We start from the raw sequence: 24,157 nt of genomic DNA, 5'->3' as shown, positions 1-24,157 counted from the left end.
TCAGGAGACCTGCGGGTTGACAGCCGGGTCGGTGATGCCGCCGGCCTCGACGCCCCACTTGGTGAGGATCGTCTTGTACGTGCCGTCGGCGATCAGCGCCTCCAGCGCCAGCTCGAGCGCGCCGCCGAAGTCGGCCTGCGCCTTCGGCAGGACGTAGCCGTACGGTGCCGAGTCGTAGATGTCGCCGACCAGGGCCAGCTGGCCGTTGGTCTGCTTCACCGCGTACGCGCCGACCGGCGAGTCCGCCAGCATGGCCTCGTCCTTGCCCGAGACGACCGCGTTGGTGGCGTCCGCCTGGGACTGGTACTGGTCGATCGTGATCTTCGGCTTGCCGGCGTCCGTGCACTTCTTCGACCGTGCGGTGACGTCGTCGAGCTGCACGGTGCCGACCTGCACGGCGACCTTCTTGCCGCAGGCGTCGTCCGGGTTGATCGTCGCGCCGGCCTTGGCCGCCCACTGGGTGCCCGCGGAGAAGTAGGAGACCATGGTGGCCTCCTTCTCCCGCTCGGCGTTGATGGTGAACGACGAGACGCCGACGTTGTACTTGCCCGAGGTCACGCCCGGGATGATCGCGTCGAACTTCGCCGACTGCCACTCGGTGGTCAGGCCGAGCTTCTGCGCGACGGCGTTGAAGAGGTCGACGTCGAAGCCGATGACGGTCTTGCCGTCGGCGTCGAGGTACTCGTTCGGCGCGTACGTGGAGTCCGTACCGATGATGAGCTTGCCGGCCGCCTTGATCTCGGCCGGCACCTTGTCGGCCAGCGAGGTGTCGGCGGAGGCCGACGGCACCGGAGCGCCAGAGCCGGTGCCGGTGCCGTCCGACTCCTCACCGCAGGCGGTCAGGGAGACGGTCATGGCGAACGCGGCGGTCAGGCCCACGATCGCGCGCCGCAAAGGGGTGGTGCGGAACATCGTCGTCAACTCCTCAAAAGGTGTTCAAGTGCCTCAGGCGACGCCGAGGTAGGCGTCCTTGACCGAGGGGTCGGTGAGCAGTTCGGCGCCGGTACCGGACTTGACGATCTCGCCGGTCTCCAGCACGTACGCCCGGTGTGCCCGGGACAGTGCCTGCTGGGCGTTCTGTTCAACCAGCAGCACGGTCGTGCCCTGCTGGTTGATCTCGACGACGATGTCGAAGATCTGCTGGATCAACATCGGCGCCAGACCCATCGACGGCTCGTCGAGCAGCAGCAGCTTGGGCCGGCTCATCAGCGCCCGGCCGACCGCGAGCATCTGCTGCTCGCCGCCGGACATGGTGCCGCCGACCTGCTTCTCGCGCTCCTTGAGCCGCGGGAACAGCGTGAAGACCCGGTCCAGATCCTCGTTGATCTCGGCCCGGTTGCGCCGCGTGTAGGCGCCCATCTCCAGATTCTCGCGCACCGACATGCCCGGGAAGATGCCCCGGCCCTCCGGCGACTGCGAGACACCGCGGACGACCCGCAGGTCGGCGCGCAGCTTGGTGATGTCCTCGCCGTTGAACGTGATCGTCCCCTGGGCCACCGGGCGCAGCCCGGAGATGGCCCGCATGGTCGTGGACTTGCCCGCGCCGTTCGCGCCGATCAGGGCGACGATCTCGCCCTCGCCGACGGTCAGGCTGATGCCGTGCAGGGCCTGGATGCGCCCGTACAGCAGCGTGACGTCCTTCAGCTCAAGAAGCATCGGCTGGCACCCCCAGGTAAGCGGCGATCACGGCCGGGTTGTCCCGCACCTCGGCGGGCGTACCCTCGGCGATCTTCTTGCCGAACTCCAGCACCACGATCCGGTCGGTCACGCCCATCACCAGGCGCATGTCGTGCTCGATCAGCAGCACCGTCACCCCGCTGTCGCGGATCTTGCGGATCAGCGCGAGCAGGTCCGCCTTCTCCGCCGGGTTGAAGCCGGCGGCCGGCTCGTCCAGGCACAACAGCGTCGGGTTGGTCGCCAGCGCCCGGGCGATCTCGAGGCGCCGCTGCTCGCCGTACGACAGGTTGCGGGCGACCTCGCCCGCGCGCTGCTCGATGCCGACGAAGCGGAGCAGCTGGTACGACCGGTCGCGGCCGGTGCGCTCCTCGTTGCGGTGCCGGGGCAGCCGGAACAACGCGGCGATGACGCTGGTCTTGTGGTGGGCGTCCGCGCCCACCATCACGTTCTCCAGAGCGGTCATCTCCGGGAACAGCCGCACGTTCTGGAACGTGCGGGCGATCCCGCCGCGGGTGATCTCGTGCTTCTTCTTGCCGACGATCGACTCACCCTGGAACCGGATGGCGCCGCTGGTCGGCCGGTAGACGCCGGTCATCGCGTTGAAGCAGGTGGTCTTGCCGGCGCCGTTCGGGCCGATCAGACCGAAGATCTCGCCCTTGCGCAGGCTGAAACTGACCTCGTTGAGCGCCACGACGCCGCCGAAACGCAGCGTGACGTTGTCGACCTCGAGCAGGACGTCGCCGGCGGGCTTGGCCGGGGTCCTGTCCTTGGGCCCGGCCTGGTCGACGGGACCCGCATTGGCCGCGTCGGCCTCCTGCGGAGTCTCGATATGCGGCTCACTCAATGGGAGCCACCTCCTTCTCGCGGTCCTTGAGCTCCATCGCCCGGCGCCGGCTGGGGATCAGGCCCTGCGGGCGGAAGATCATGATCGCGATGATCACCGCGCCGAAGATGGCGAACCGGAAACCGAACAGGTCGGTGTGCCAGATCGGGTCCTCGATGCCGCGCAGCCGGTCCGGGATGTACGAGATGAGCGCGCCACCCAGGATCGCACCGGCGATGTTGCCGGAACCACCCATGACCACGCCGGCGAGCACCAGGATCGAGAACTGCAGCACGAACGTCTGCGAGTTCATGAAACCCTGCTGGCCGGCGAACATCACGCCGCCCAGGCCGCCGATGAACGCGCCGATCGCGAACGCCCACAGCTTGTACTTGACCGTCCGCACACCCATGATCTCGGCGGCTTCCTGGTCCTCGCGGATCGCCAGCCAGGACCGGCCGACCCGGCTGTTGTCCAGGTTACGCACCCCGAAGATGACCAGGATGATCACCGCGAGGCCCAGCCAGTAGTACGGGATCGCGTCGGCCACGCCGAAGATCGGCTTGCCGTCGGAGAACTCACCCGGCGGGTGCGGGATGTCCGAGAAGCCCCGGTCACCACGCAGCGTCTCGGTGCTCGTCGCCACGATCCGGATGATCTCCGCGAAGCCCAGCGTCACGATGGCCAGATAGTCACCGCGCAACCGCAGGGTCGGATAACCCAGCACCAGACCCGACAGCATCGCCACCGCGAGGCCGATCGGCACCGCGGCCAGCCAGCCCCACTCGGTGCGCAGCACGCTGTCCGGCGAGGCCAGCAGCGCGACCGTGTAGGCGCCGACGGCGAAGAAGCCGACGTAACCCAGGTCGAGCAGGCCGGCGAAACCGACCACCACGTTCAGGCCCAGGGCCAGCAGCACGTAGTAGGACATGTTGAACAGCGCGCTCGGCCAGTCGATGCCCTGCGTGACGATCTGCGGGCCGATCAGCGGGATCTCGCCCACGTACGGCAGCAGGAACGCCAGCGCGGCGAAGACCACGCCCAGCACGATCCGGACCGCCTTGGGCTGACGGCCGTACCAGCCGCGTACCGCCTCGCCCCGGCTCACCTTCTTCGGCGGCTGCGCCGCCGACGTTGCTCCAGTCGCCTCGGTCATGCCCTCGCCCTTCCGAGAGACTCGCCCAGCAGGCCCGTCGGACGGACCAGCAGGATCAACACGAGCAGCACGAACGACGCGGCGTGCAGCCACTCGGTGCCGAACAGCGATGCCGCGTAGTTCTGCAGCACACCCAGCAGCAGGCCGCCGAGCAGCGCGCCGCGCAGGTTGCCGATACCACCGAGCACCGCGGCCGTGAACGCCTCGATGCCCAGCAGGAAGCCGGCGTCGAACCGGGTGACACCGATCTTCAGGTCGTACATGACCGCCGCGATACCGGCCATCAGGCCGCCCAGCAGGAAGACCAGGGAGATCACGCGGCTCTTGTTCACGCCCATCAGCGCCGCGCTGTCCGGGTTCTGCGCCACGGCACGGATGCCACGGCCCAGCCGGGAACGGTTGATGAAGCGGTCGAGCACGAACATCATCACGAGCGCCAGCACGATGATCAGAATCTGCAGATTCGTCACATGCATGTTGCCGATCACGAAGACGTCGCGTGGCTGGATCAGCGGCGGCACACCCTTGATGTTGCGCTGGGTCATGACGCCGACGGTCTCGGAGATGAACAGGGACGCGCCGATGGCGGTGATGAGGAACGCGAGCGGCGGCGCGTTGCGCTTCCGCAGCGGCCGGTAGGCCACCAGTTCCACACCCAGTGCGGTGATACCGGAGACGACGATCGCCGCCACCAGTCCCAGCAACAGCAGGCCGATGACGCCGGCGACGGAGGGGGTTGCCGAGTTCTGGTCGAGCCCGAAGAAGCCCCAGACGACGAGGCAGGCGTACGAGCCGAGCAGGAAGACCTCGGAGTGCGCGAAGTTGATCAGGCGGAGGACGCCGTAGACCAGGGTGTAACCCAGGGCGAAGAGCGCGATGATCGCACCCTGGGCCAGGCCCGTGATCGTGAGCGGCCCGAAGTCCTGGATCAGACCGGAGAAGTTCACAAGGGGCTCCTGAAACGAGAAGGTCGGTGCGGCCGGAGATCATCCGGCCGCACCGGCCCTACGAGAAGTTGCTCAGTCGATCAGGCGGTCGGAACCTCTTGGTCCGCGAGCTGGTTGCCCGTCGCGTCGAACTTGAACGTCCAAACCTTGATGAAGCTCGGGTCGAGCTCACCCTTGTCGGTGAACTTGTAGGTGTTGGCGATGCCCTTGTACTCCACCGTCTTCAGGTAGGTGTTGAGCTTCTCCGGGGTGTTGTTGCCGGCGTCGATGCCCTGCAGCAGCAGGTTGGCGGCGTCGAACGCGACGTCGCTGTAGGTGCCGGCGTCGACGTTCCACTTCGCCTTGTAGTCGGTGACGAACGTGCCACCGGCCTTCTCCGGCGGGGAGCACGGGCAGGTGACGATGGTGCCGGTCGCGGCAGCGTTACCCGCGGCCTTGGCCAGGCCACCGTCCTTCATGCCGTCGCCGCCGACCAGCGTGCCCTTCCAGCCGGCCGTGGTGAGCGCCTTCCGGATCAGGCCGGCGTTCTGGTAGTAGCCGCCGTAGAACAGCACGGTCGCCTGCGAGGAGACGACCTTCTGGACCAGCGCCGAGAAGTCGGTCTGCTTGCCGTCGGCCTCGGTCTTGTCCTTGGCGACCACCGCGGTGCCGAGGGTCTTCTCGACCACCTCGGCCAGGCCGGCGCCGTACGCGGACTGGTCGTTCGCCACGAAGACCTTCTCGGCCTTCATGACGTCCTTGATGTAGTTGCCCGCGGCCGGGCCCTGCGCGTCGTCGTTCGCGACCGCGCGGTGGAACGTCTTCCAGCCGTTGGCCGTCAGCGAGACCCGCGTCGCCGACGGGGTGACGGACGGGATGCCCGCAGCCTCGAAGATCGGCACGGCAGCCTCGGACTCACCCGAGAACGGCGGGCCGACGATGCCCAGGATCTTCTTGTCGGCGACCAGGTTACGGGCCACACCGGGCGCCACACCCGGCTCGCCCTGAGAGTCGAACTTCGCGACCGTGATGCAGTCGGAGCCCTTCTTCTCGTTGAACTGGTTGATCGCGAGCTCGAAGCCCTGCTCGATGTTCACACCGAGGTTCGCCGAAGACCCCGTCAGGGCGCCAAAGTACGCGAGCTTGTAGCCGCAGTTGCCACTGGCCGTGTCATCACTGCCGCTGTCGCTGTTGCAAGCAGCAGCACCGGCGATGAGGCCGATAACGGCCAACCCGCCGATGGCACGTGCGAGAACCTGCCTCAAGGTTGGAACCCTCCTCCATACCGAACCCACCGAGCCACGGCCGGTCGATTGGCACTTGCGCACCGGCACGACACAACTGCGCCCGTCATGGGGCGGGACGCTATCCCACGATCCGGCACCGAAGTAAGTGTTCGCACGGGCATTCACCGAACCGTTACGTCCGGTGATCCCCCGCAGGAGAAGGTGTAACAAACAGGCAGTTCGCAGAGGTCAACGGTCACGGCGCGGGCGCGCCGGGGGTCTCCTCACCCTCCGCGAGAATCCGGTCGGCGACCTCACGCATCGTCATCCGGTGATCCATCGCGGTGCGCTGGATCCACTTGAACGCCTGCGGCTCGGTCATCGCGTACTTCGTCATCAGCTCGCCCTTGGCGCGCTCCACCGACTTGCGCGTCTCCAGCCGGTCGGTCAGCCCGGCCACCTCGGACTCCAGCGCGGAGATCTCCGAATACCGGGAGAGCGCGATCTCGATCGCCGGCACCAGGTCCGACTTCTGGAACGGCTTCACCAGGTAGGCCATCGCGCCGGCCGCGCGGGCCCGCTCGACCAGATCGCGCTGGCTGAACGCGGTCAGGATGACCACCGGCGCGATCCGCCCGCCGGCGATCCGCTCGGCGGCCGCCAGGCCATCCATGATCGGCATCTTGATGTCGAGGATGACGAGGTCCGGCGTGAGATCCTCGGCCAGCCGGACGGCGGTCTCGCCGTCACCGGCCTCACCGACGACGTCGTAGCCCTCCTCCACGAGCATCTCGGCCAGGTCCAGCCGGATGAGCGCCTCGTCCTCGGCGATCAGCACCCGCCTGCGCACGGCACCCGCCTGCGTGTCGGCCACGAACCCTTACCCCCAACGCTCGGCGAAGTCGCGACACCCGGGTATCTGGGTGCCACCGCCCTCAGCGTAGTGGGTAGGCTGTCTTCTGCTCAGCCTGGCGTGACCAACGTGATCTTCTTGTCCTCGTACTCCAACGGCAGAGAGAGTGGTCTCAAACACCACACAGTGTGGGTTCGAATCCCACCGAGGACACAAAACCTGTCGTACCCCCAGTCGATGATTCCATCGTGCATCCACCACATCTGCGCGAGCGCGCAATCTCCCTGAAATCCGCGGGCGTGCCGTTCACGGAGATCTACCGGACGCTCGGATTGTCCCGCAACACGGTGGCCGGCTGGCTCTACGGGGCGCGATACAAGATCAATTCTTTGCCGGACCGGCGCTGCCCGTTCTGCTCGGATCCGGCGCGCCCGATCGACCGCCCGGCGGACTACGCCTATCTGCTGGGCATCTACCTCGGCGACGGGCACCTGCTGACGACCTGCCGGGTGCCCCTGTTGAAGGTGGCATGCGACCTGCGCTACCCAGGGCTGATCACCGAGGCCGGACGGGCGATGCTGGCCTGCGGGGCCCGGGTGGTCGGGCATCAGATCCGGGACGGCCGCGACGACGTACGCTCCTCGTGGATGCACTGGCCCTGCCTGCTGCCGCAGCACGGGCCCGGAAAGAAACACGAGCGCGCCATTCGGCTCACCGATTGGCAACGGCAGGTGGTCGGCGCGTGGCCGGGCCGGCTGCTCCGCGGGCTTTTCCATTCCGACGGCTGCCGCACCGACAATCGAATAGTGCGGGCCGGGCGGACCTACCGCTATCCGCGCTATCTTTTCGTCAACGAATCCGCCGACATCATGGGCATCTGCCAGCAGGCTCTGGACGACGTGGGGGTGCGATGGCGGATGTGCCGGCGAAACCAACTGTCGGTCGCGCGCCGCGACGACGTCCGCGCACTCGACCAATACGTGGGACCGAAGCACTGACGGATGACCGGTAGCCCTCAGGGTGACGGTCCAAGCGGGCACCCGGCCACCCCGGGGCAATTCCGGGAAAGACCGGTTTGCCGGTCTCGCCGGGTGTTGTCATGGCAGTACCAGCACTGCCAGGAGGCTCCATGTTGTGGTCCGGCTCGTCGCCCCTGACCGTCGTCCGCGCCGGGATGTGGGGGTTTCTGCTGTTCGCGGGCGTGACGTGGCTGGCGATCGCCTGGAGCGTGCTGCGGCTCGAGCCCGCCGACCTGGTGGCCGTCGCCGGGCCGGTGATCCTGTTCGGGGCCGTGACCGAGGTCGTGCGCGCGCTGGCCGGCACCCGCACCTGGTGGCTGAACGCCGGCATGGCCGTGCTGTTCGCCGCCACCGGTGTGATCATGCTGCGGGACGGCGGCAGCTCGTGGACCACGCCGGCCGCGCTGATCGGCTGGTATCTGCTGGTGCGGGGCGCGGCGGACATCGCCATCTCGATGATGACGCGGGAGTCGGACCGGATCTGGGGTCTGCTCATGGTGGTCGGCCTGGTGGAGACCGGGCTGGGGTTCTTCTCGGCCAGCTCGTTCGTGCGTACTCCGGAACTGGTGGTCGTGGTGCTCGGCGGGGCCGCGCTGTCCCGCGGGATCGCCGACCTGGTCGCGTCGTTGCGGCTGCGGGAGGCCTCGGCCGCCGACCGGGCCGGGCGGCTGCTGGAGCTGCCCCCGGAGCGGGCCGTCGGCGTGGCCGGGTATTCGGCCGGGCTGACCGACTTTGAGACCGGGTCGCGGCCGCGCGCGACGGGGCCGCGGCACCGGGCGGTGCCCCGGGCCACGGCGACGGCGATGTCGGATCTGTCGGCGCCGGCGCCCGCACCGGTACGGGCGCAGCTGTCCCAGGAGCAGTCCGGCAGCTTCCACGACGAGGTGCTGCGGACCACGGCCGACCTCGACGCGATGCTGGCGCTGGCCGGGGTGACCGGCGCCGCGGTGCCGGGCGCGGGCACGCCGGCCGCGTTCGAGGAGCAGGTCGAGGTGCCGGACACCGCCGAGGGTGCGGAGCTGCAGGAGGCTGCCTCGGCCACCCGCCAGCAGGGCGCCGCCGAGACAGGTGCGGACTCCGGCCGGCAGCAGGCCACGGAGGCCGGCGCGCGCCGCCCGGCCGCCGGCCAGGCACACAGCGAAGGGCTGCCGTTGCTGGACCCGACGGCGAGGGTGTCGGAGGCGACCGGGACCAGCCTGGACGACACGTCGATCATCACGCGCAGCCGCTTGGTGGACTGACCCCGGCCGGCCGGTGCACTGCCGGCCGGTGCACTGCCGGCCGGTGCACTGCCGGCCGGTGCACGAGAGCTGTCCCCTGCCCCGTCGGTGGCGGGACCCGGAGAAACGGCCAGTCGCCGGGCCGGGGTCCCGCCCCGGCGGGGCCTTGCTCTTCCCGCCCGGCGGGGAGCAGGTTCTTCCCGCCCACCAGGGGCCCGGCTCCTCCCAGCCCGCCAAGGGCCCGGCTCCTCCCCGCCCGCCAAGGGCCCGGCTCCTCCCCGCCCGCCAGGAGCCCGGCTCCTCCCGGCACTCCCGCCCGCCGGCTGGCCAGACCGGACGCGGCGGCCAGGGCAGCCAGGGCGAACGCGGCGGCCAGGGCGCGCAGCCCGGCGACGCGGCAGCCGACGCGAACAACGGGCCCAGCAACCACCGCTGCCCGGAACGGAATCACCAAGCCCTGCAACCACCGGAGCCGGAAAGCGCATCACCACGCCCCGGCAGTCACCGCGGCCGACGCGAATCACCAGGCCCAGCAACCACCCCGGCCGGGAACAGAACCACCATGCCCGGCAGTCACCGCGGCCGACGCGAACCACCCGGGCCCAGCAGCCCCATCGGCCGGGAACAGAACCACCAAGCCCAGCAACCACCGCAGCCGGAAAGCGCATCACCACACCCCGGCAGTCACCGCGGCCGACGCGAATCACCAGGCCCAGCAACCACCCCGGCCGGGACCAGACTCACCGCGCCAGCACCCACCGCAGCCGGGAAGGGAATTACCACCCTCGCGGCCGACGCGGATCACCAAGCCCGGCGGTGGTCAGGCGCCGACGCGGCGGAGCAGGCCTTCCTGGACCGCGCTCGCGATGTGCCGCCCGTCCTCGGTGAACATCCGGCCGCTCGCCAGCCCTCTGCTCCCGCTCGCCGACGGGCTTGTGCTGTCGTACAGGAACCATTCGTCCGCGCGGAACGGGCGGTGCAGCCACAGCGCGTGGTCCAGGCTTGCGCCGATCACGCCGCCCGGGCCCCACACCTCGCCGTGCATCGACAGGACCGAGTCGAGCAGGGACAGGTCCGAGGCGTACGTCAGGGCGCAGGCGTGGATCAGCGGGTCGTCCGGCAGCTTGCCGTTGATGCGCATCCAGACGCGTTGCTCGTCCGCCGCGGCGCGGTCGCCCGGGGCGACCCAGCCGGGGGTGCCCACGTAGCGGACGTCGATCGCCTGGGGCGCCGCCCGGAACGCGGCCGCGCGTTCCGGGTAGACGGCCAGCCAGTCGCGCATCGTGCGGGTGTCGTCCGGGCCCGGCACTCCCTCGGGGGGCGGCGTGTGGTGGTCCAGGCCCTGCTCGGTGACCTGGAACGAGGCCGACATGAAGAAGATCGTGCGGCCGTGCTGCTGGGCGGTGGAGCGGCGCACCGAGAAGGACCGGCCGTCGCGGATCGTCTCGACGGTGAACTCGATCGGGACCGTGGGGTCGCCGGGGCGCACGAAGTAGCCGTGCAGGGAGTGCACGGTGCGTTCCGGGTCGACGGTGCGGCCGGCCGCGACCAGGGCCTGGCCCGCGACCTGGCCGCCGAACACCCGCTGGGCGCCGACCTGGGGGCTCTCGCCCCGGAACGTGGCCGCGTCGATCTTCTTGAGGTCGAGGACCTCGAGGAGCTGATCGACGGCGGCCTGTCCGGACAGCGGCGTGCTCACTTCGCCCCGGTCACCGTGGCCGGGTCGACGAGCGAGCCGAGCTGGTGCACGCGCAGGGTGTTGGTGGAGCCGGGCGCGTTCGGCGGGCTGCCGGCCACGACCACGACGTATTCGCCGGGCTTGGCCAGGCCGAGGCCGAGCATGCTCTGGTCGACCTGGCGGAACATGTCGTCGGTGTGCTGGACGAAGTCGGTCAGGAACGTCTCGACGCCCCAGGAGAGCGCGAGCTGGTCGCGGACCTCGGCGACCGGCGTGAACGCGAGCAGCGGGAGCTCGCAGTGCAGCCGGGAGAGCCGGCGCACGGTGTCGCCGGTCTGCGAGAACGCGACCAGGGCCTTGGCGCCGATGTTGCGGGCGATCCGGCTGGCGGCCACGGTCAGCGCGCCGCTGTGGGTGCGCGGGTCGTGCTGCAGCACCGGGACGCCGAAGTCGCCGCTCTCGGTGGTGGTGACGATCTTGGCCATGGTGCTGACGGTGAGGACCGGGTACTTGCCGACCGAGGTCTCGCCGGAGAGCATCACCGCGTCGGCGCCGTCGAGCACGGCGTTGGCGACGTCGGAGGCCTCGGCGCGGGTCGGGCGGGAATTCTCGATCATCGAGTCGAGCATCTGGGTGGCGACGATGACCGGCTTGGCGTTCTCCCGGCACAGCTGCACGGCGCGCTTCTGCACCAGCGGGACCTGGTCCAGCGGCAGCTCGACGCCGAGGTCGCCGCGGGCCACCATGACGCCGTCGAAGGCCAGCACGATGGCCTCGAGGTGGGTGACCGCCTCGGGCTTCTCGACCTTGGCGATGACCGGGAGCGTGGTGCCCTCCTCGGCCATGATCTGGTGGACGAGCTTGATGTCGTCGGGCGAGCGGACGAACGACAGCGCGATCAGGTCGACGCCGAGGCCGAGCGCGAAGCGCAGGTCCTCCTCGTCCTTGTCGCTCATCGCGGGCACGCTGACGGCGACGTTGGGCAGCGAGACGCCCTTGTTGTTGCTGACCGGGCCGCCCTCGGTGACCAGGCAGCGGATGTCGTTGCCGTCGACGGCGGAGACCTCGACGGCGACCTTGCCGTCGTCGATCAGCAGCCGGTCGCCGACCTTGACCTCCTCGGGCAGCTTCTTGTAGGTGCAGCTGACCCGGTCGGGGGTGCCCAGGATGTCGTCGCTGGTGATGACGACGGTGTCGCCGGTGGCCCAGGTGTGCGGGCCGTTGGCGAACCGGCCCAGCCGGATCTTGGGGCCCTGCAGGTCGGCGAGGACCGCGACGGCGCGGCCGGTCTCGCGGGCCGCGGTGCGGACCATGTCGTAGATCTGGCGGTGGTCCTCGTGGCTGCCGTGGCTGAAGTTCAGCCGGGCGACGTCCATGCCGGCCTCGACCAGTCCGAGCATGCGCTCGGGGGAGGCGGTGGCGGGACCCATGGTGCAGACGATCTTTGCGCGGCGTGTCACAGCCATCAGGCTAGTCTCTCTTTCGGGTCGGCCCGCTGGCCGACCCCCGTCATGAGGATGAACTGCTAGTGGCGACGCCCCGTGAGGTTCCGGTCGGCGTCGGCGGGCTTCAGCGACCGCGATCGGCTTCAGCTTATCGGTCGCCGTCGTGCGGTCGCGGGCAGACGGGGTACGGCGCAGCCCCGCCCCCGTGCTAGAAGCAGCTGAACCCATTCACCCATCGTCACGTGTTGACAGCAGTGAGTCAGCTCGGTGGTCATGGGGGTGTGACGATGGCGATCCAGGAATGGCTGGAACGGCTCCGGTGGTCGGCGACCAAGCGGCGGCGGGTGCTCGAAGGCGCCGCGCGGGAACAGGCCCGCGAGTGCGAGGCGGCCCGGCAGCGGCTGCTGCAGCACGCGGCGGCGCCGAGCTGACCGAGGACACGGGCGGAGCGGACCACGGGGCCGCCCCGCCCGTACCTCGGGTGGCTCAGCGCAGCACGGCCAGCGGCTGCGACGACGGGCGTACCGGGGCCGGCAGCTCGCCGAAGCCGCCCAGGTAGGTGTGGATCGCGGCGGCGGCGGCCCGGCCCTCGGCGATCGCCCACACGATCAGCGAGGCGCCGCGGTGCATGTCGCCCGCGACGAACACGCCCTCGACGCCGGTCTGCCAGTCGTCGCCGGCGTCGACCGCGCCGCGGCTGTTGCGGTTCACCCCGAACTGCTCCAGCAGCGGCTGCTGCTCGGTGCCGTCGAAGCCGATCGCCAGCAGCACCAGCTGGGCGGGCAGATCGCGCTCCGATCCCTGCTGGACGGTGACGGTGCGGCGCCCGTTCACCCGTTCCACGACCACGTCGGCGACGCGTACGGCGGTGACGCTGCCCGTACCGTCGTCGACGAACTCCTGGACCGCGACGCCGAAGACGCGTTCGCCGCCCTCCTCGTGGGCCGGGTAGTTACGCAGCACGACCGGCCAGGTGGGCCACGGGTGCAGCTCGCCGACCCGGGTCTCGGGCGGCAGCGGGTACTGGTCGAGCTGGATCACGCCCGCCGCGCCCTGCCGGTGCGCGACGCCGAGGCAGTCCGCGCCGGTGTCGCCGCCGCCGATGATCACCACGTGCTTGCCCGCGGCGTCGATCGGGGTGCTCTCCTGCTGGCCCGCCACCACGCGGTTGGCCGGCACCAGGTGCTCCATGGCCAGGTGCACGCCGTTGAGCTGCCGCCCGGGGGTGTCGGTCGCGTCCCGGCCGGCCAGCGCGCCACAGGTGAGCAGCACCGCGTCGAAGCGTTCCCGCAGGTCGTCGGCGGTGATGTCGGCGCCCACGTCGACGCCGGTCTCGAAGACCACACCCTCGGCCGCCATCTGGGCCAGCCGCTCGTCGATCCGGTCCTTCTCCAGCTTGAAGTCGGGGATGCCGTACCGCAGCAGCCCGCCGATCTTGTCGTCGCGCTCGTAGACCGTGACCGCGTGACCGGCCCGGGCCAGCTGCTGGGCGGCGGCGAGCCCGGCCGGGCCGGACCCGACGACGGCCACGCTGCGCCCGGACCGGCCCACCGGCGGCTGCGGGCGCAGGCCGGTGGCGAACGCGTGGTTGGCGATCTCCACCTCGACCTGCTTGATGGTCACCGGGTCGTCCGAGATGCCCAGCACGCAGGCCGCCTCGCACGGCGCCGGGCAGAGCCGGCCGGTGAACTCCGGGAAGTTGTTGGTGGCGTGCAGGCTCTCCGACGCCGCGTCCCAGGCGTCGGTGCGGACCAGGTCGTTCCAGTCCGGGATGCGGTTGCCCAGCGGGCAGCCCTCGTGACAGAACGGGATGCCGCAGTCCATGCACCGGGTCGCCTGGTCGCGGATGAGCTCCTCGCCCGCCGGCGGGTAGACCTCGTGCCAGTCGCGGATGCGCACCGGCACCGGCCGGCGCTTGGGCAGCTGCCGCTCGTACCGCAGGAAGCCGTTCGGATCAGGCACGGGTAACCCCCATAACCGCCTCGTCGATGTTCCGACCGGCGGCTTCGGCGGTCTTGATCAGTTCCATCACGCGCTTGTAGTCGCGCGGCACCACCGCGGTGAACTCGGTCACCGCGGCCGGCCAGTCGGCCAGCAGGCGCTCCGCCACGGCGGAGCCCGTCTCGGCGAAGTGCTTGCGCACCAGGGTGAGCAGCTGCTCCTGCTCGTCGGTGTTGAGCGGGGTCAGGTCGACCAGCTCCGGGTTGATCCGGCCGGCGTCCAGGTGGTGGATGAACGCGGTGCCGCCGCTCATGCCGGCGGCGAAGTTGCGCCCGACCGTGCCGAGCACCACCACGGTGCCGCCGGTCATGTACTCGCAGCCGTGGTCGCCGACGCCCTCGACGACCGCCGCGGCGCCGGAGTTGCGGACCGCGAAACGCTCGCCCGCACGGCCGCGCAGGAACACCTCGCCGCCGGTGGCGCCGTACAGGATGGTGTTGCCGGCGATGATGTTCTCCTCCGCGACGAACGGCGCGGTCTCGGCCGGGCGCACGATCACCCGGCCGCCGGAGAGGCCCTTGGCGACGTAGTCGTTGGTGTCGCCGATCAGCCGCAGGGTCACCCCGCGCGGCAGGAACGCGCCGAACGACTGCCCGCCGGTGCCGCGCAGGGTGAACGCGATGGTGTCGTCGGGCAGGCCGTTGCCGCCGTAGCGGCGGGTGACCTCGCCGCCGAGCATCGCGCCGACGCTGCGGTGGTCGTTGCGCACGGCCAGCTCGGCGCGCACCTCGGCGCCCTCGGCCAGGGCCGGGGCGGCGAGCGCGATCAGCTCGTTGTCCAGCGCCTTCTCCAGCCCGTGGTCCTGGGCGACCACGCCGCGGCGGGCGGCGCCCGCGGGCAGCTCCGGCACGAACAGCACCGGGGCCAGGTCCAGGCCCTTGGCCTTCCAGTGCGTCACCGCCGGGGCCACGTCGAGCACCTCGGCGTGCCCGATCGCCTCGTCGATGGTGCGGAAGCCCAGCTCGGCCAGGTAGCCGCGGACCTCCTCGGCGAGGAACAGGAAGAAGTTCTCCACGAACTCGGGCTTGCCGGTGAACCGCTCGCGCAGCACCGGGTTCTGCGTGGCGATGCCGACCGGGCAGGTGTCCAGGTGGCAGACCCGCATCATGATGCAGCCCGAGACGATCAGCGGCGCGGTCGCGAAGCCGAACTCCTCGGCGCCCAGCAGCGCCGCGATGATCACGTCGCGGCCGGTCTTGAGCTGGCCGTCGACCTGCACGGTGACCCGGTCGCGCAGCTTGTTGAGCAGCAGCGTCTGCTGGGCCTCGGCCAGGCCGAGCTCCCACGGGGAGCCGGCGTGCTTGAGGGAATTCAGCGGCGAGGCGCCGGTGCCGCCGTCGTGACCGGAGATCAGGATCACATCGGCCTTGAGCTTGGCCACGCCCGCCGCGACGGTGCCGACCCCGATCTCGGAGACCAGCTTCACGTGTACGCGCGCAGCCGGGTTGACGTTCTTGAGGTCGTGGACGAGCTGCGCCAGGTCCTCGATGGAGTAGATGTCGTGGTGCGGCGGCGGTGAGATCAGCCCGACGCCCGGGGTGGCGTGCCGGGTCTTGGCGATCCACGGCCACACCTTGTTGCCGGGCAGCTGTCCACCCTCGCCCGGCTTCGCGCCCTGCGCCATCTTGATCTGCAGGTCGTCGGCGTTGACCAGGTACTCGGTGGTGACGCCGAAGCGGCCGGAGGCGATCTGCTTGACCGACGAGCGGCGCTCGGGGTCGTACAGGCGCTCGACGTCCTCACCGCCCTCACCGGTGTTGGACTTGCCGCCGAGCCGGTTCATCGCGATCGCCAGCGTCTCGTGCGACTCCGCCGAGATGGAGCCGTAGCTCATCGCGCCGGTGGCGAACCGCTTGACGATCTCCGACGCCGGCTCGACCTCCTCCAGCGGGACGGCCTCGCGGTCCTTGAAGCGGAACAGCCCGCGCAGCGAGCCGGCGGCCTGGGCCAGACCGTCCACCTTGGCCGTGTACTGCTTGAAGACGTCGTACTGCTTGCTGCGGGTGGCGTGCTGGAGCAGGAAGACGGTCTCCGGGTTGAACAGGTGGACCTCGCCCTCGCGGCGCCACTGGTACTCGCCGCCGACCTCCAGCCGGCGGTGGCTGCGCTCGGCCGGGTTCTTCGGGTACGCCTTCGCGTGCCGCGCCGCGACCTCGGCGTGGATCTCGGGCAGGCCGGAGCCGCCGATCCGCCCGGAGGTGCCGGCGAAGTAGCGCTGCAGCAGCTTGTTGTCCAGGCCGACCGCCTCGAACACCTGCGCGCCGCAGTACGACGACACGGTCGAGATGCCCATCTTGGACATGATCTTCAGGACGCCCTTGCCGAGCGCCTTGACGTAGTTGCTGACCGCCTTCTTCGACTCCATGCCCGCGAGCGGGCCGGTGGCGATGAGGTCGTCGACCGTCTCGAACGCCAGGTACGGGTTGACCGCCGCGGCGCCGTACCCGATCAGCACGGCCGCGTGGTGCACCTCCCGGCAGTCGCCGCTCTCCACGACGAGCGCCACCTGCGTGCGGGTCTGCTCCCGCACCAGGTGCTGGTGCACCGCGGCGGTGAGCAGCAGCGACGGGATCGGCGCGAGGTCGACGTTGGAGTCGCGGTCGGAGAGCACCAGGATGCGCACGCCGTCCTCGATCGCCTCCGACACGTGCCGGCAGATCTGGGTCAGCCGGGCCTTGATGCCGGCGGCGCCGTCACGCAGCGGGTAGAGGCCGGAGACCCGGACCGCCTTGAAGCCGGGCAGGTCGCCGTCCTCGTCGATGGAGAGCAGCTTGGCCAGGTCGTCGTTGTCGAGGATCGGGTACGGCAGCACGATCTGCCGGCAGCTCGCCGGCCCCGGGTCCAGCAGGTTGCCCTCCGGCCCGATGGTCATCGCCAGGCTGGTCACCAGCTCCTCGCGGATGGCGTCCAGCGGCGGGTTGGTGACCTGGGCGAACAGCTGGTGGAAGTAGTCGAACAGCAGCCGCGGGCGGGTCGACAGCGGCGAGATCGGGGTGTCGGTGCCCATCGAGCCGAGCGGCTCGGCGCCGGTCCGGGCCATCGGCGCGACCAGGATCTTCAGCTCCTCCTCGGAGTAGCCGAAGACCTGCTGGCGGCGCATCACCGAGTCGTGGGTGTAGATGACGTGCTCGCGCGGCGGGAGGTCCTGCAGGTCGATCAGCCCGGCGTGCAGCCACTCGTCGTACGGCTGCGCGGCGGCCAGCTCGGCCTTGATCTCGTCGTCGTGCACGATCCGGCCGGCCTCGGTGTCGACCAGGAACATCCGGCCCGGCTGCAGCCGGCCCTTGGCGACCACGGTGGCCGGGTCGAGGTCGAGCACGCCCGCCTCGCTGCCCAGCACGACCAGCCCGTCGCTGGTGTGCCACCAGCGGCCGGGGCGCAGGCCGTTGCGGTCCAGCACGGCGCCGATGATGCTGCCGTCGGTGAACGCCACGCTGGCCGGGCCGTCCCACGGCTCCATCAGGCTGGCGTGGAAGCGGTAGAAGGCGCGCCGGGCCGGGTCCATGCCCGGGTCGTTCTCCCAGGCCTCCGGGATCATCATCAGCACCGCGTGCGGCAGGCTGCGCCCGGACAGGTGCAGCAGCTCCAGCACGGCGTCGAAGTTCGCCGAGTCGGACGCCTCGGGCGTGCAGACCGGGAACAGCCGCTTGATGTTGCCGGGCACGGTCGGCGAGGCCAGCAGCGCCTCGCGGGCGGCCATCCAGTTCCGGTTGCCGCGGATGGTGTTGATCTCACCGTTGTGCGCGATGAACCGGTACGGGTGGGCCAGCGGCCAGGACGGGAACGTGTTGGTGGAGAACCGCGAGTGCACCAGCGCGATCGCGCTCTCCACCCGCTCGTCGGTCAGGTCCGGGAAGAACGCCGGCAGCTGGTCGGGCGTCAGCATGCCCTTGTAGGTGATGGTGCGCGCCGACAGCGACGGGAAGTACGCCGCGACGCCGCGCTGCATGCTCTCCCGCTCGGCCTGCTTGCGGATGCAGAACGCGACCCGGTCCAGCTCGATGCCGGACAGCGGCGCGCCGGCCGGGCCGGACGCGGCGCCGGTGAGCCGGTGCGCGGCGAGGAAGACCTGGCGGATCTTCGGCCGGGCGGCCTCGGCGGTCTCGCCCAGCCCGGACGGGTCCACCGGCACGTCCCGCCAGCCCAGGATGTCGCCGCCCTCGACCAGCGCGTACTTCTCGAAGACCGCCACCGACCGGGCGGCCTCCTCCGGGTCGTTGGGCAGGAAGACCAGACCGGTGGCGTACGAACCGGCGGGCGGCAGCTCGAAGTCGACCGTGGCGCGCAGGAACGCGTCCGGGACCTGGATCATGATGCCGGCGCCGTCACCGGTGTTGTGCTCGGCGCCCCGGGCGCCGCGGTGGTCGAGCCGGATCAACGCGGAGAGGCCGTTGGCTACCACATCGTGGGAGCGCCGGCCGTGCAGATCGGCCACGAAGGCCACCCCGCAGGCGTCGTGCTCCTGGGCAGGGTCGTACAAACCACGGTTTTCCGCGGCGGGAACGTCTAGCCCCTGGGGGTGCGGAAGAGCCACCGGGCCTCCGATCGTCACTGGTGTTCCGTTCAAGGTCGGGACGACGTCGGCCCTGCAAAAGTCTCTAGAGTCTACGTTAGTCGTGGCCGCTCTCCGCCAGGTGCGGATGGATCACACTTTTGCCCCACCGGATTTGTCGGCACTGACGAATCCGGGGGCGGTTTGTCACCGCCGGGCGAGAGCGGCCGGTGGCCCAACGGGTAGTCTCGCGCGGTGGCGCTAGAGGATACCGACGTCTTCACCCGGCTGGAACGTTTCTACGATGCCGTGCCCCGCGACGCCGCCGTCGCGGAGGAGATCGGTGGTTTTGTGCTCTTCGTCAACGACGGCAAGGGCTGGCCCTACTATGCCCGACCGCGGCTGGGCGGTGGGGGCGCCCCGTCCGCCGCCGATGTTACCGCCGTCCGGCAGCGGCAACGAGACCTCGGCGTGCCGGAAGCGTTCGAATGGGTGCACGAGACCACCCCCGACCTGCTGGCGGTGGCCCGCTCGGCCGGCCTCGACGTGCTGCTCGCGCCGCTGATGGTGCTGGAGAGCGCCGCCCTGGTGCCGGACCTGCCGCTGCCCGGCGCCGACATCCGCTTCCTGGAACCGGCCTCGCCCGCCTTCGGCGCCGACATCAGCACCAGCCGCGCGGTCGGCCGGCTCGGCTTCGGCGCCCCGGCGAACGCGACCACGGTGCAGACCGGCTCGCTGGTGGTGGAGGTGGCCGGCCCGAAGGAACGCGACGCGGTGCCGCCGCTGAACGACGAGGCCGTGGCGGAGCTGACCCGCCGCCACCTGTCCGGCCGGATGATGAGCGCGGTGGTCGAGTCACCCCGCGACGGCATCCTGGCGTGCGGCTCGGTCCAGCGGGTCGGCGCGGTCGCCGAGGTGGTCGGCGTGGCGACGCTGCCGGCGGCCCGCCGCCGCGGCTTCGCGTCGCAACTGACGGCCAGCCTGGCCCGGCGCACCCTGCTGGACGGCAGCGACCTGATCTTCCTGTCCGCCGGCGACGACGACGTGGCCCGGCTGTACTCCAAGGTCGGCTTCCGCCGCGTCGGCACCGCCTGCATCGCCGAACCGGCCGCCCCCGCGCTGTAGCGGTCGCGGCGCGGTCAGTCCGGCGGCTGCCACTCGGCCGTGCGGTCGTGGGCGTGGCCCAGGATCCGGGGGCGCAGCGAGCCCAGCGCCGCGTTCCGGGCCCGCAGGGCCAGCCGGCCGCGGGCCTGCACCACCGCCGACATCCGGCGGGTCTGCCGGACCACGCTGACCGTGCGGGGCCGGCGGGCCCGGTCGTACTCCTGCACCGCCGCGACCAGGGCCGGGCCCGGGCGGGCGTCGGCGACCAGGGCCCGCAGCGTGGCCGCGTCCTCGAAGGCCAGGCAGGCGCCCTGGCCCAGGTGGTGCGGCATCGCGTGGGCGGCGTCGCCGAGCAGGACCACGCCGCCGGGGCCGGCCCGGAAGCCGTACGCGCGGGGCAGCGGGCGCAGCTCGCGGACCTCCTGCGGGACCAGGTCCTCGGGGCGGGTCGCCGCCAGCAGCGCGCCGACCGGCTCCGGCCAGCCGGCGAACCAGCGGCGCAGCAGGGCCAGCTGGGTCGCGGCCGGCTCCGGGCGGGGTGCGCCGGCGGCCGTGGCCACCCAGTAGACGCCGCCGTGGCCGGCCGCGCGGCCACCCAGCGGCATGGAGACGAAGCGGTAGCCGGCGCCCAGGGTCTCGCCGCCGGTGGCCTGCTCGGCGGGCAGGTCCGGGACGCGGTAGCCGGGGATGACCGCCTGCCAGGCGGCGAAGCCCGAGCCGACGGCGACGGCCTCCGGCGCCAGCGCCCGGCGGACCCGGCTGTCGATGCCGTCGGCGGCGATCAGCAGGTCGGCCTCGAACCGGGTGCGGCCGTCGGTGACCGACGGACGCTGGGCGCCGCCGGTGCGCACCCCGGAGACGGCCACCCCGGTACGGATGTCCACCCGGTCACCGAGCCCGGCCACCAGCGCGTCGTAGAGGTCCTCGAGGTGCACGACCGCGGGGGCGGGAGCGGCGCCGGGCCGGCCGCGCGGCGCGACGATCCACTGACCGTCCGGGCGGCGTACGCCACCGTCCGGCAGTGGCGCCGCGATCGCCGACCAGCCGCCGTCGGGGTCGAGGGCCTCCAGGGCGCGCCGGCCGTTGGGCCAGAGCACCAGGGCGGTCGGGGACGCGGCGATCCGTTCCCCGGACTCCAGCAGGGTCACCTGCCAGCCGTCGCGGGCCAGCGCGCCGGCCGCCGCCAGCCCGGCTATGCCCGCGCCCACCACCACGGCCGTGCGCACGCCGCCGCCTTCCGCCGGGGCCGGGCCGTCAGTGTTCGTCGGCAGAGGCGGAGGAGGACGGTTTGCCCTCGGGCTCCGCGGGCTCGGTGGTGGCGCCGGCCGGGACCGGGTCGCTGTCGGGAGCGCCGGCCGGGACCGGGTCGCTGTCGGGAGCGCCGGCCGGGACCGGGTCGCTGTCGGCTGCGCCGGCCGGGTCGGGCCCGGCCGGTGGCAGCACGCCGGTGCGCTGGTAGGCCTGGAAGCGTTCCTCGCTGACCACCCGGTACGCCGTGGGCGGCTTCGCCGAGGCCGGCTGCCCGCCGACGTCGACCTGCGAGACGTCACCGCCGGCGCCGGCCGGCTCCGGCGCGGTGTCCGGGGCGTCGATCGGCACCACGTACTCGCGGGGGCCCTTGACCAGCAGGAAGTAGATCAGCGCGCCGAGGAGGACCAGCACCGAGGTGAAGACGTTGAGCCGGACGCCGAGGATGCGGTTGGCCTCGTCGACCCGCATCAGCTCGATCCAGAAGCGCCCCGCGCAGTAGCCCATCACGTAGACCGCGAAGGCCCGGCCACGGCCGAACTTGAACTTCCGGTCCAGCAGGAACACCAGGCCCGCGACCCCGAGGTTCCAGAGCAGCTCGTAGAGGAAGGTGGGGTGATACAGGTCGGGCAGGGTCACCGCCTTGCCGTCGATCACGGTCGCGTGGCCCGGATCGGCCCGGTCCATGTCGTGCACCCGCAGGCCCCACGGCAGGGTCGTGACGCTGCCGTACAGCTCGTTGTTGAACCAGTTGCCGAGCCGGCCGACGGCCTGGGCCAGCGGCAGGGCCGGGGCCAGCGCGTCGGCGAAGACGCTCAGCGGCAGGCCGAGCTGGCGGGCGGCCAGCCAGGCGCCGACCGCGCCACCGGCGACGGCGCCCCAGATGCCCAGGCCGCCCTCCCAGATCTGGAAGATCCGGATCGGGTCGCCGCCGGCGCCGAAGTAGTCGGCCGGCGACGTGATGACGTGGTAGATCCGCGCGCCGACGATGCCGAACGGCACGGCCCACACCGCCATGTCCAGCGACGCCCACGGTGCGACACCACGGCGGCGCAACCGGTGCTCCATGACCAGGACGGCCACGATGATGCCGGCGACGATGCAGAGTGCGTAGGCCCGGATCGGCAGCCCGAGGACGTGCCAGACCGATGTCGTGGGGCTCGGGATAGCGGCTAAGTTCACGCGCGCACCTTACCGTCGATCCGCCGATCCGCCATCAAGAGGGTTTGCGGGTGCGCACACCCTCGGCGAGCTCGCCGCTGAGCGCGCGCAGCCGGTCCAGGCCGGTGCCCCGGTCGGGGGCGTCCAGCACGCACCGGATCAGCGCGCTGCCGACGATGACACCGTCGGCGAACGCGGCCACCTCGGCGGCCTGCGCCCCGGTGCCGACGCCCAGCCCGACACCCACGGCCAGCTCCGGGTCGGCCTTGCGGATCCGCGCGACCAGCTCGGGGGCCTGCGACGAGACCGCGGTGCGGGCGCCGGTGACGCCCATCAGCGCGGTCGCGTAGACGAAGCCGCGGCACTGGGCCACGGTCATCGCCAGCCGCTCGTCGGTCGACGACGGCGAGACCAGGAACGTGCGGTCGATCGCGTACCGGTCGGCGGCGGCGATCCACTCGCCGGCCTCGTCCGGGATCAGGTCCGGGGTGATCATCCCGGTGGCCCCGGCGGCGGCCAGGTCGCGGGCGAACGCGTCCACGCCGTACCGCTCCACCGGGTTCCAGTAGGTCATCAGCACCACCGTGGCCCCGGTGTTCGCGACCGCCTCGATGATCCGCAGCGTGTCCCGGGTGCGGACGCCGCCGGCCAGCGCGATGTCGCTGGCCTTCTGGATCACCGGGCCGTCCATCACCGGGTCGGAGTACGGCAGCTCGACCTCGATGACGTCGCAGCCGGACCCGGCCATCGCGACCATCGAGGCGATGCTGTCGTCGACGGTCGGGAACCCGGCCGGCATGCAGCCGACGAGCACCGCCCGCCCCTCGGCCCGGGCCTTGCCGAAGGTCTCCGCGATGCTCACGAGTTCTCCCCCGGGACGATGGTCTCGACCTGGTCCAGGATGCCGAAGTACGCGCCCGCGGTGTGCACGTCCTTGTCGCCGCGGCCGGACAGGTTGATCACGATCGTCGGCGTGCGGCCGAGTTCGGCGGTCAGCGCCGGCACGATCCGGGCGGCGCCGGCCAGCGCGTGCGCGCTCTCGATCGCCGGGATGATGCCCTCGGTGCGGCAGAGCAGCTGGAACGCCGCCATCGCCTCGGCGTCGGTGACCGGCTCGTAGCGGGCCCGGCCGGTGTCGTGCAGCCAGGCGTGCTCGGGGCCGACGCCCGGGTAGTCCAGCCCCGCCGAGATGGAGTGCGACTCGACCGTCTGGCCGTCGGCGTCCTGCAACACGTACGTGCGGGCGCCGTGCAGCACGCCCGCCGAGCCGCCGGTGATCGAGGCGGCGTGCCGGCCGGTCTCCACGCCGTCGCCGCCGGCCTCGAAGCCGTACAGGCGGACCTGCTCGTCGGGGACGAACGCGTGGAAGATGCCGATCGCGTTCGAGCCGCCGCCGACGCAGGCCGCGATCGCGTCGGGCAGCCGGCCCAGCTTCTCCAGGCACTGCGCGCGGGCCTCGATGCCGATGCCGCTCACGAAATCCCGGACGATCTCCGGGAACGGGTGCGGGCCGGCCGCGGTGCCCAGCAGGTAGTGGGTGGTGTCGACGCTGGAGACCCAGTCGCGCAGGGCCTCGTTGAGCGCGTCCTTGAGGGTGCGCGAGCCGTTGGTCACCGGCACCACGGTGGCGCCGAGCATGCGCATCCGGGCCACGTTGAGCGCCTGCCGCTCGGTGTCCATCTCGCCCATGTAGACGACACACTCGAGGTCGAGCAGCGCCGCCGCGGTGGCGCTGGCCACGCCGTGCTGGCCGGCGCCGGTCTCCGCGATCACCCGCGGCTTGCCCATCCGCTTGGCGAGCAGGGCCTGGCCCAGCACGTTGCGCACCTTGTGCGCGCCGGTGTGGTTCAGGTCCTCGCGCTTGAGCAGCACCTCGGCGCCGATCGCGGCGGAGAAGCGCTCGGCCCGGTACAGCAGCGACGGCGTGCCCGCGTAGTCGCGCAGCAGGCCGGTGAACCGCTCCTGGAAGACCGGGTCGACCTTCGCCGACCGGTACGCCGCGTCCAGCTCGTCGAGCGCCCGGACCAGCGCCTCGGGCACGAACCGGCCGCCGTAACGACCGAAGTGCCCGGCGAGGTCCGGCAGCACCGGGGCGCTCATTGCGGGCCTCCGCTCCGCGGATCGGCGC

The 24,157-nt window shown here is 71.5% G+C and carries 19 protein-coding genes and 1 tRNA gene; 5 read left to right on the top strand and 15 right to left on the bottom strand.

All coding sequences use genetic code 11. From position 1 onward, the window contains the following. From ACIBQZ_RS18575 to ACIBQZ_RS18545, 7 genes are all read right to left on the bottom strand, one after another. Positions 1-912: an ABC transporter substrate-binding protein gene (locus ACIBQZ_RS18575; RefSeq protein ID WP_396089933.1), complete on the bottom strand. Its 912-nt coding sequence runs from the start codon at positions 910-912 to the stop codon at positions 1-3. A gap of 33 nt (positions 913-945) precedes the next feature. Next, positions 946-1,656, bottom strand: coding sequence for an ABC transporter ATP-binding protein (locus ACIBQZ_RS18570; RefSeq protein WP_396089932.1), 711 nt, complete (start codon positions 1,654-1,656; stop codon positions 946-948). Continuing rightward, a complete protein-coding gene (locus tag ACIBQZ_RS18565; protein WP_396090092.1) occupies positions 1,646-2,410 on the bottom strand; it encodes an ABC transporter ATP-binding protein in 765 nt (254 codons plus the stop codon). Before ACIBQZ_RS18565 ends, ACIBQZ_RS18570 begins: the two co-directional genes overlap by 11 nt. Before the next feature lie 103 nt (positions 2,411-2,513). Next, on the bottom strand, positions 2,514-3,656 hold the full coding sequence (locus tag ACIBQZ_RS18560) for a branched-chain amino acid ABC transporter permease (protein ID WP_396089931.1): 1,143 nt from the start codon (positions 3,654-3,656) through the stop codon (positions 2,514-2,516). Next, the gene (locus tag ACIBQZ_RS18555; RefSeq protein WP_396089930.1) at positions 3,653-4,603 is read right to left on the bottom strand and encodes a branched-chain amino acid ABC transporter permease; all 951 of its coding nucleotides are present in this window, start codon (positions 4,601-4,603) and stop codon (positions 3,653-3,655) included. Before ACIBQZ_RS18555 ends, ACIBQZ_RS18560 begins: the two co-directional genes overlap by 4 nt. Before the next feature lie 80 nt (positions 4,604-4,683). Continuing rightward, positions 4,684-5,847, bottom strand: a complete 1,164-nt coding sequence (locus ACIBQZ_RS18550; RefSeq protein ID WP_396089929.1) for a branched-chain amino acid ABC transporter substrate-binding protein — start codon at positions 5,845-5,847, stop codon at positions 4,684-4,686. 217 nt (positions 5,848-6,064) lie between these two features. Further along, complete coding sequence (locus tag ACIBQZ_RS18545) at positions 6,065-6,682, bottom strand: ANTAR domain-containing response regulator (RefSeq protein WP_396089928.1); 618 nt, start codon at positions 6,680-6,682, stop codon at positions 6,065-6,067. Positions 6,683-6,801: 119 nt separating this feature from the next. Between ACIBQZ_RS18545 and ACIBQZ_RS18540 the strand changes: the two genes are divergently transcribed. The 3 genes from ACIBQZ_RS18540 (at position 6,802) to ACIBQZ_RS18530 (ending at position 8,921) form a co-directional block, all read left to right on the top strand. After that, positions 6,802-6,874: transfer RNA gene (locus tag ACIBQZ_RS18540), tRNA-Leu, on the top strand. A 35-nt stretch (positions 6,875-6,909) separates the two neighbouring features. Continuing rightward, positions 6,910-7,659 (top strand): transcriptional regulator, encoded by a 750-nt coding sequence (locus ACIBQZ_RS18535; RefSeq protein WP_396089927.1) that lies wholly within the window; start codon positions 6,910-6,912, stop codon positions 7,657-7,659. A gap of 131 nt (positions 7,660-7,790) precedes the next feature. Beyond that, positions 7,791-8,921, top strand: a complete 1,131-nt coding sequence (locus ACIBQZ_RS18530) for a hypothetical protein (protein WP_396089926.1) — start codon at positions 7,791-7,793, stop codon at positions 8,919-8,921. Positions 8,922-9,720: 799 nt separating this feature from the next. Here ACIBQZ_RS18530 and ACIBQZ_RS18525 read toward each other — a convergent pair. Together ACIBQZ_RS18525 and pyk are read right to left on the bottom strand one after the other, a co-directional pair. Next, the gene (locus ACIBQZ_RS18525; RefSeq protein WP_396089925.1) at positions 9,721-10,599 is read right to left on the bottom strand and encodes an acyl-CoA thioesterase; all 879 of its coding nucleotides are present in this window, start codon (positions 10,597-10,599) and stop codon (positions 9,721-9,723) included. Then, the gene (gene pyk / locus ACIBQZ_RS18520; RefSeq protein ID WP_396089924.1) at positions 10,596-12,044 is read right to left on the bottom strand and encodes a pyruvate kinase; all 1,449 of its coding nucleotides are present in this window, start codon (positions 12,042-12,044) and stop codon (positions 10,596-10,598) included. The genes ACIBQZ_RS18525 and pyk overlap by 4 nt, the downstream gene beginning before the upstream one ends. 266 nt (positions 12,045-12,310) lie before the next feature. Here pyk and ACIBQZ_RS18515 point away from each other — a divergent pair, with 266 nt between their 5' ends. Beyond that, complete coding sequence (locus tag ACIBQZ_RS18515) at positions 12,311-12,454, top strand: hypothetical protein (protein ID WP_396089923.1); 144 nt, start codon at positions 12,311-12,313, stop codon at positions 12,452-12,454. 55 nt (positions 12,455-12,509) lie between these two features. Here the strand turns inward: ACIBQZ_RS18515 and ACIBQZ_RS18510 are convergent, their stop codons facing one another. Continuing rightward, positions 12,510-13,985 carry a glutamate synthase subunit beta gene (locus tag ACIBQZ_RS18510; protein ID WP_396089922.1) on the bottom strand — a complete coding sequence of 492 codons (1,476 nt, stop codon included), beginning with the start codon at positions 13,983-13,985 and terminating at the stop codon, positions 12,510-12,512. Next, a complete protein-coding gene (gltB, locus tag ACIBQZ_RS18505; protein ID WP_396089921.1) occupies positions 13,978-18,558 on the bottom strand; it encodes a glutamate synthase large subunit in 4,581 nt (1,526 codons plus the stop codon). The genes ACIBQZ_RS18510 and gltB overlap by 8 nt, the downstream gene beginning before the upstream one ends. Before the next feature lie 213 nt (positions 18,559-18,771). On the opposite strand from gltB, the gene ACIBQZ_RS18500 reads away from it, so the two are divergent. Beyond that, positions 18,772-19,641 carry a GNAT family N-acetyltransferase gene (locus ACIBQZ_RS18500; protein ID WP_396089920.1) on the top strand — a complete coding sequence of 290 codons (870 nt, stop codon included), beginning with the start codon at positions 18,772-18,774 and terminating at the stop codon, positions 19,639-19,641. A gap of 14 nt (positions 19,642-19,655) precedes the next feature. Here the strand turns inward: ACIBQZ_RS18500 and ACIBQZ_RS18495 are convergent, their stop codons facing one another. Genes ACIBQZ_RS18495 through trpB form a run of 4 tightly spaced genes read right to left on the bottom strand, consistent with a single transcriptional unit; the run spans position 19,656 to position 24,129 of the window. Next, positions 19,656-20,846 (bottom strand): FAD-dependent oxidoreductase, encoded by a 1,191-nt coding sequence (locus ACIBQZ_RS18495; protein WP_396089919.1) that lies wholly within the window; start codon positions 20,844-20,846, stop codon positions 19,656-19,658. Between the two features lie 28 nt (positions 20,847-20,874). Then, positions 20,875-22,050, bottom strand: a complete 1,176-nt coding sequence (gene lgt / locus ACIBQZ_RS18490) for a prolipoprotein diacylglyceryl transferase (RefSeq protein ID WP_396089918.1) — start codon at positions 22,048-22,050, stop codon at positions 20,875-20,877. Between the two features lie 34 nt (positions 22,051-22,084). After that, entirely contained in the window at positions 22,085-22,891 is an 807-nt protein-coding gene (gene trpA / locus ACIBQZ_RS18485) for a tryptophan synthase subunit alpha (RefSeq protein WP_396089917.1), read from the bottom strand. After that, positions 22,888-24,129, bottom strand: a complete 1,242-nt coding sequence (gene trpB / locus ACIBQZ_RS18480) for a tryptophan synthase subunit beta (protein WP_396089916.1) — start codon at positions 24,127-24,129, stop codon at positions 22,888-22,890. The genes trpA and trpB overlap by 4 nt, the downstream gene beginning before the upstream one ends. Positions 24,130-24,157 lie beyond the last annotated feature (28 nt).

It is taken from the genome of Actinoplanes sp. NPDC049599 (assembly GCF_044465625.1).
In the GTDB taxonomy this organism is placed as follows: domain Bacteria; phylum Actinomycetota; class Actinomycetes; order Mycobacteriales; family Micromonosporaceae; genus Actinoplanes.
Note: the sequence above shows the minus strand (reverse complement) of the source record. Positions and strands in the feature narration are given on the sequence as shown.

Bases quoted from the DNA above. Each gene is read 5' to 3' on its own strand.
- ACIBQZ_RS18575 (WP_396089933.1), bottom strand. From the start codon at position 912: ATGTTCCGCACCACCCCTTTGCGGCGCGCGATCGTGGGCCTGACCGCC.
- ACIBQZ_RS18515 (WP_396089923.1), top strand. From the start codon at position 12,311: ATGGCGATCCAGGAATGGCTGGAACGGCTCCGGTGGTCGGCGACCAAG.
- trpB (WP_396089916.1), bottom strand. From the start codon at position 24,129: ATGAGCGCCCCGGTGCTGCCGGACCTCGCCGGGCACTTCGGTCGTTAC.
- ACIBQZ_RS18570 (WP_396089932.1), bottom strand. From the start codon at position 1,656: ATGCTTCTTGAGCTGAAGGACGTCACGCTGCTGTACGGGCGCATCCAG.
- ACIBQZ_RS18530 (WP_396089926.1), top strand. From the start codon at position 7,791: ATGTTGTGGTCCGGCTCGTCGCCCCTGACCGTCGTCCGCGCCGGGATG.
- ACIBQZ_RS18560 (WP_396089931.1), bottom strand. From the start codon at position 3,656: ATGACCGAGGCGACTGGAGCAACGTCGGCGGCGCAGCCGCCGAAGAAG.
- pyk (WP_396089924.1), bottom strand. From the start codon at position 12,044: ATGGCTGTGACACGCCGCGCAAAGATCGTCTGCACCATGGGTCCCGCC.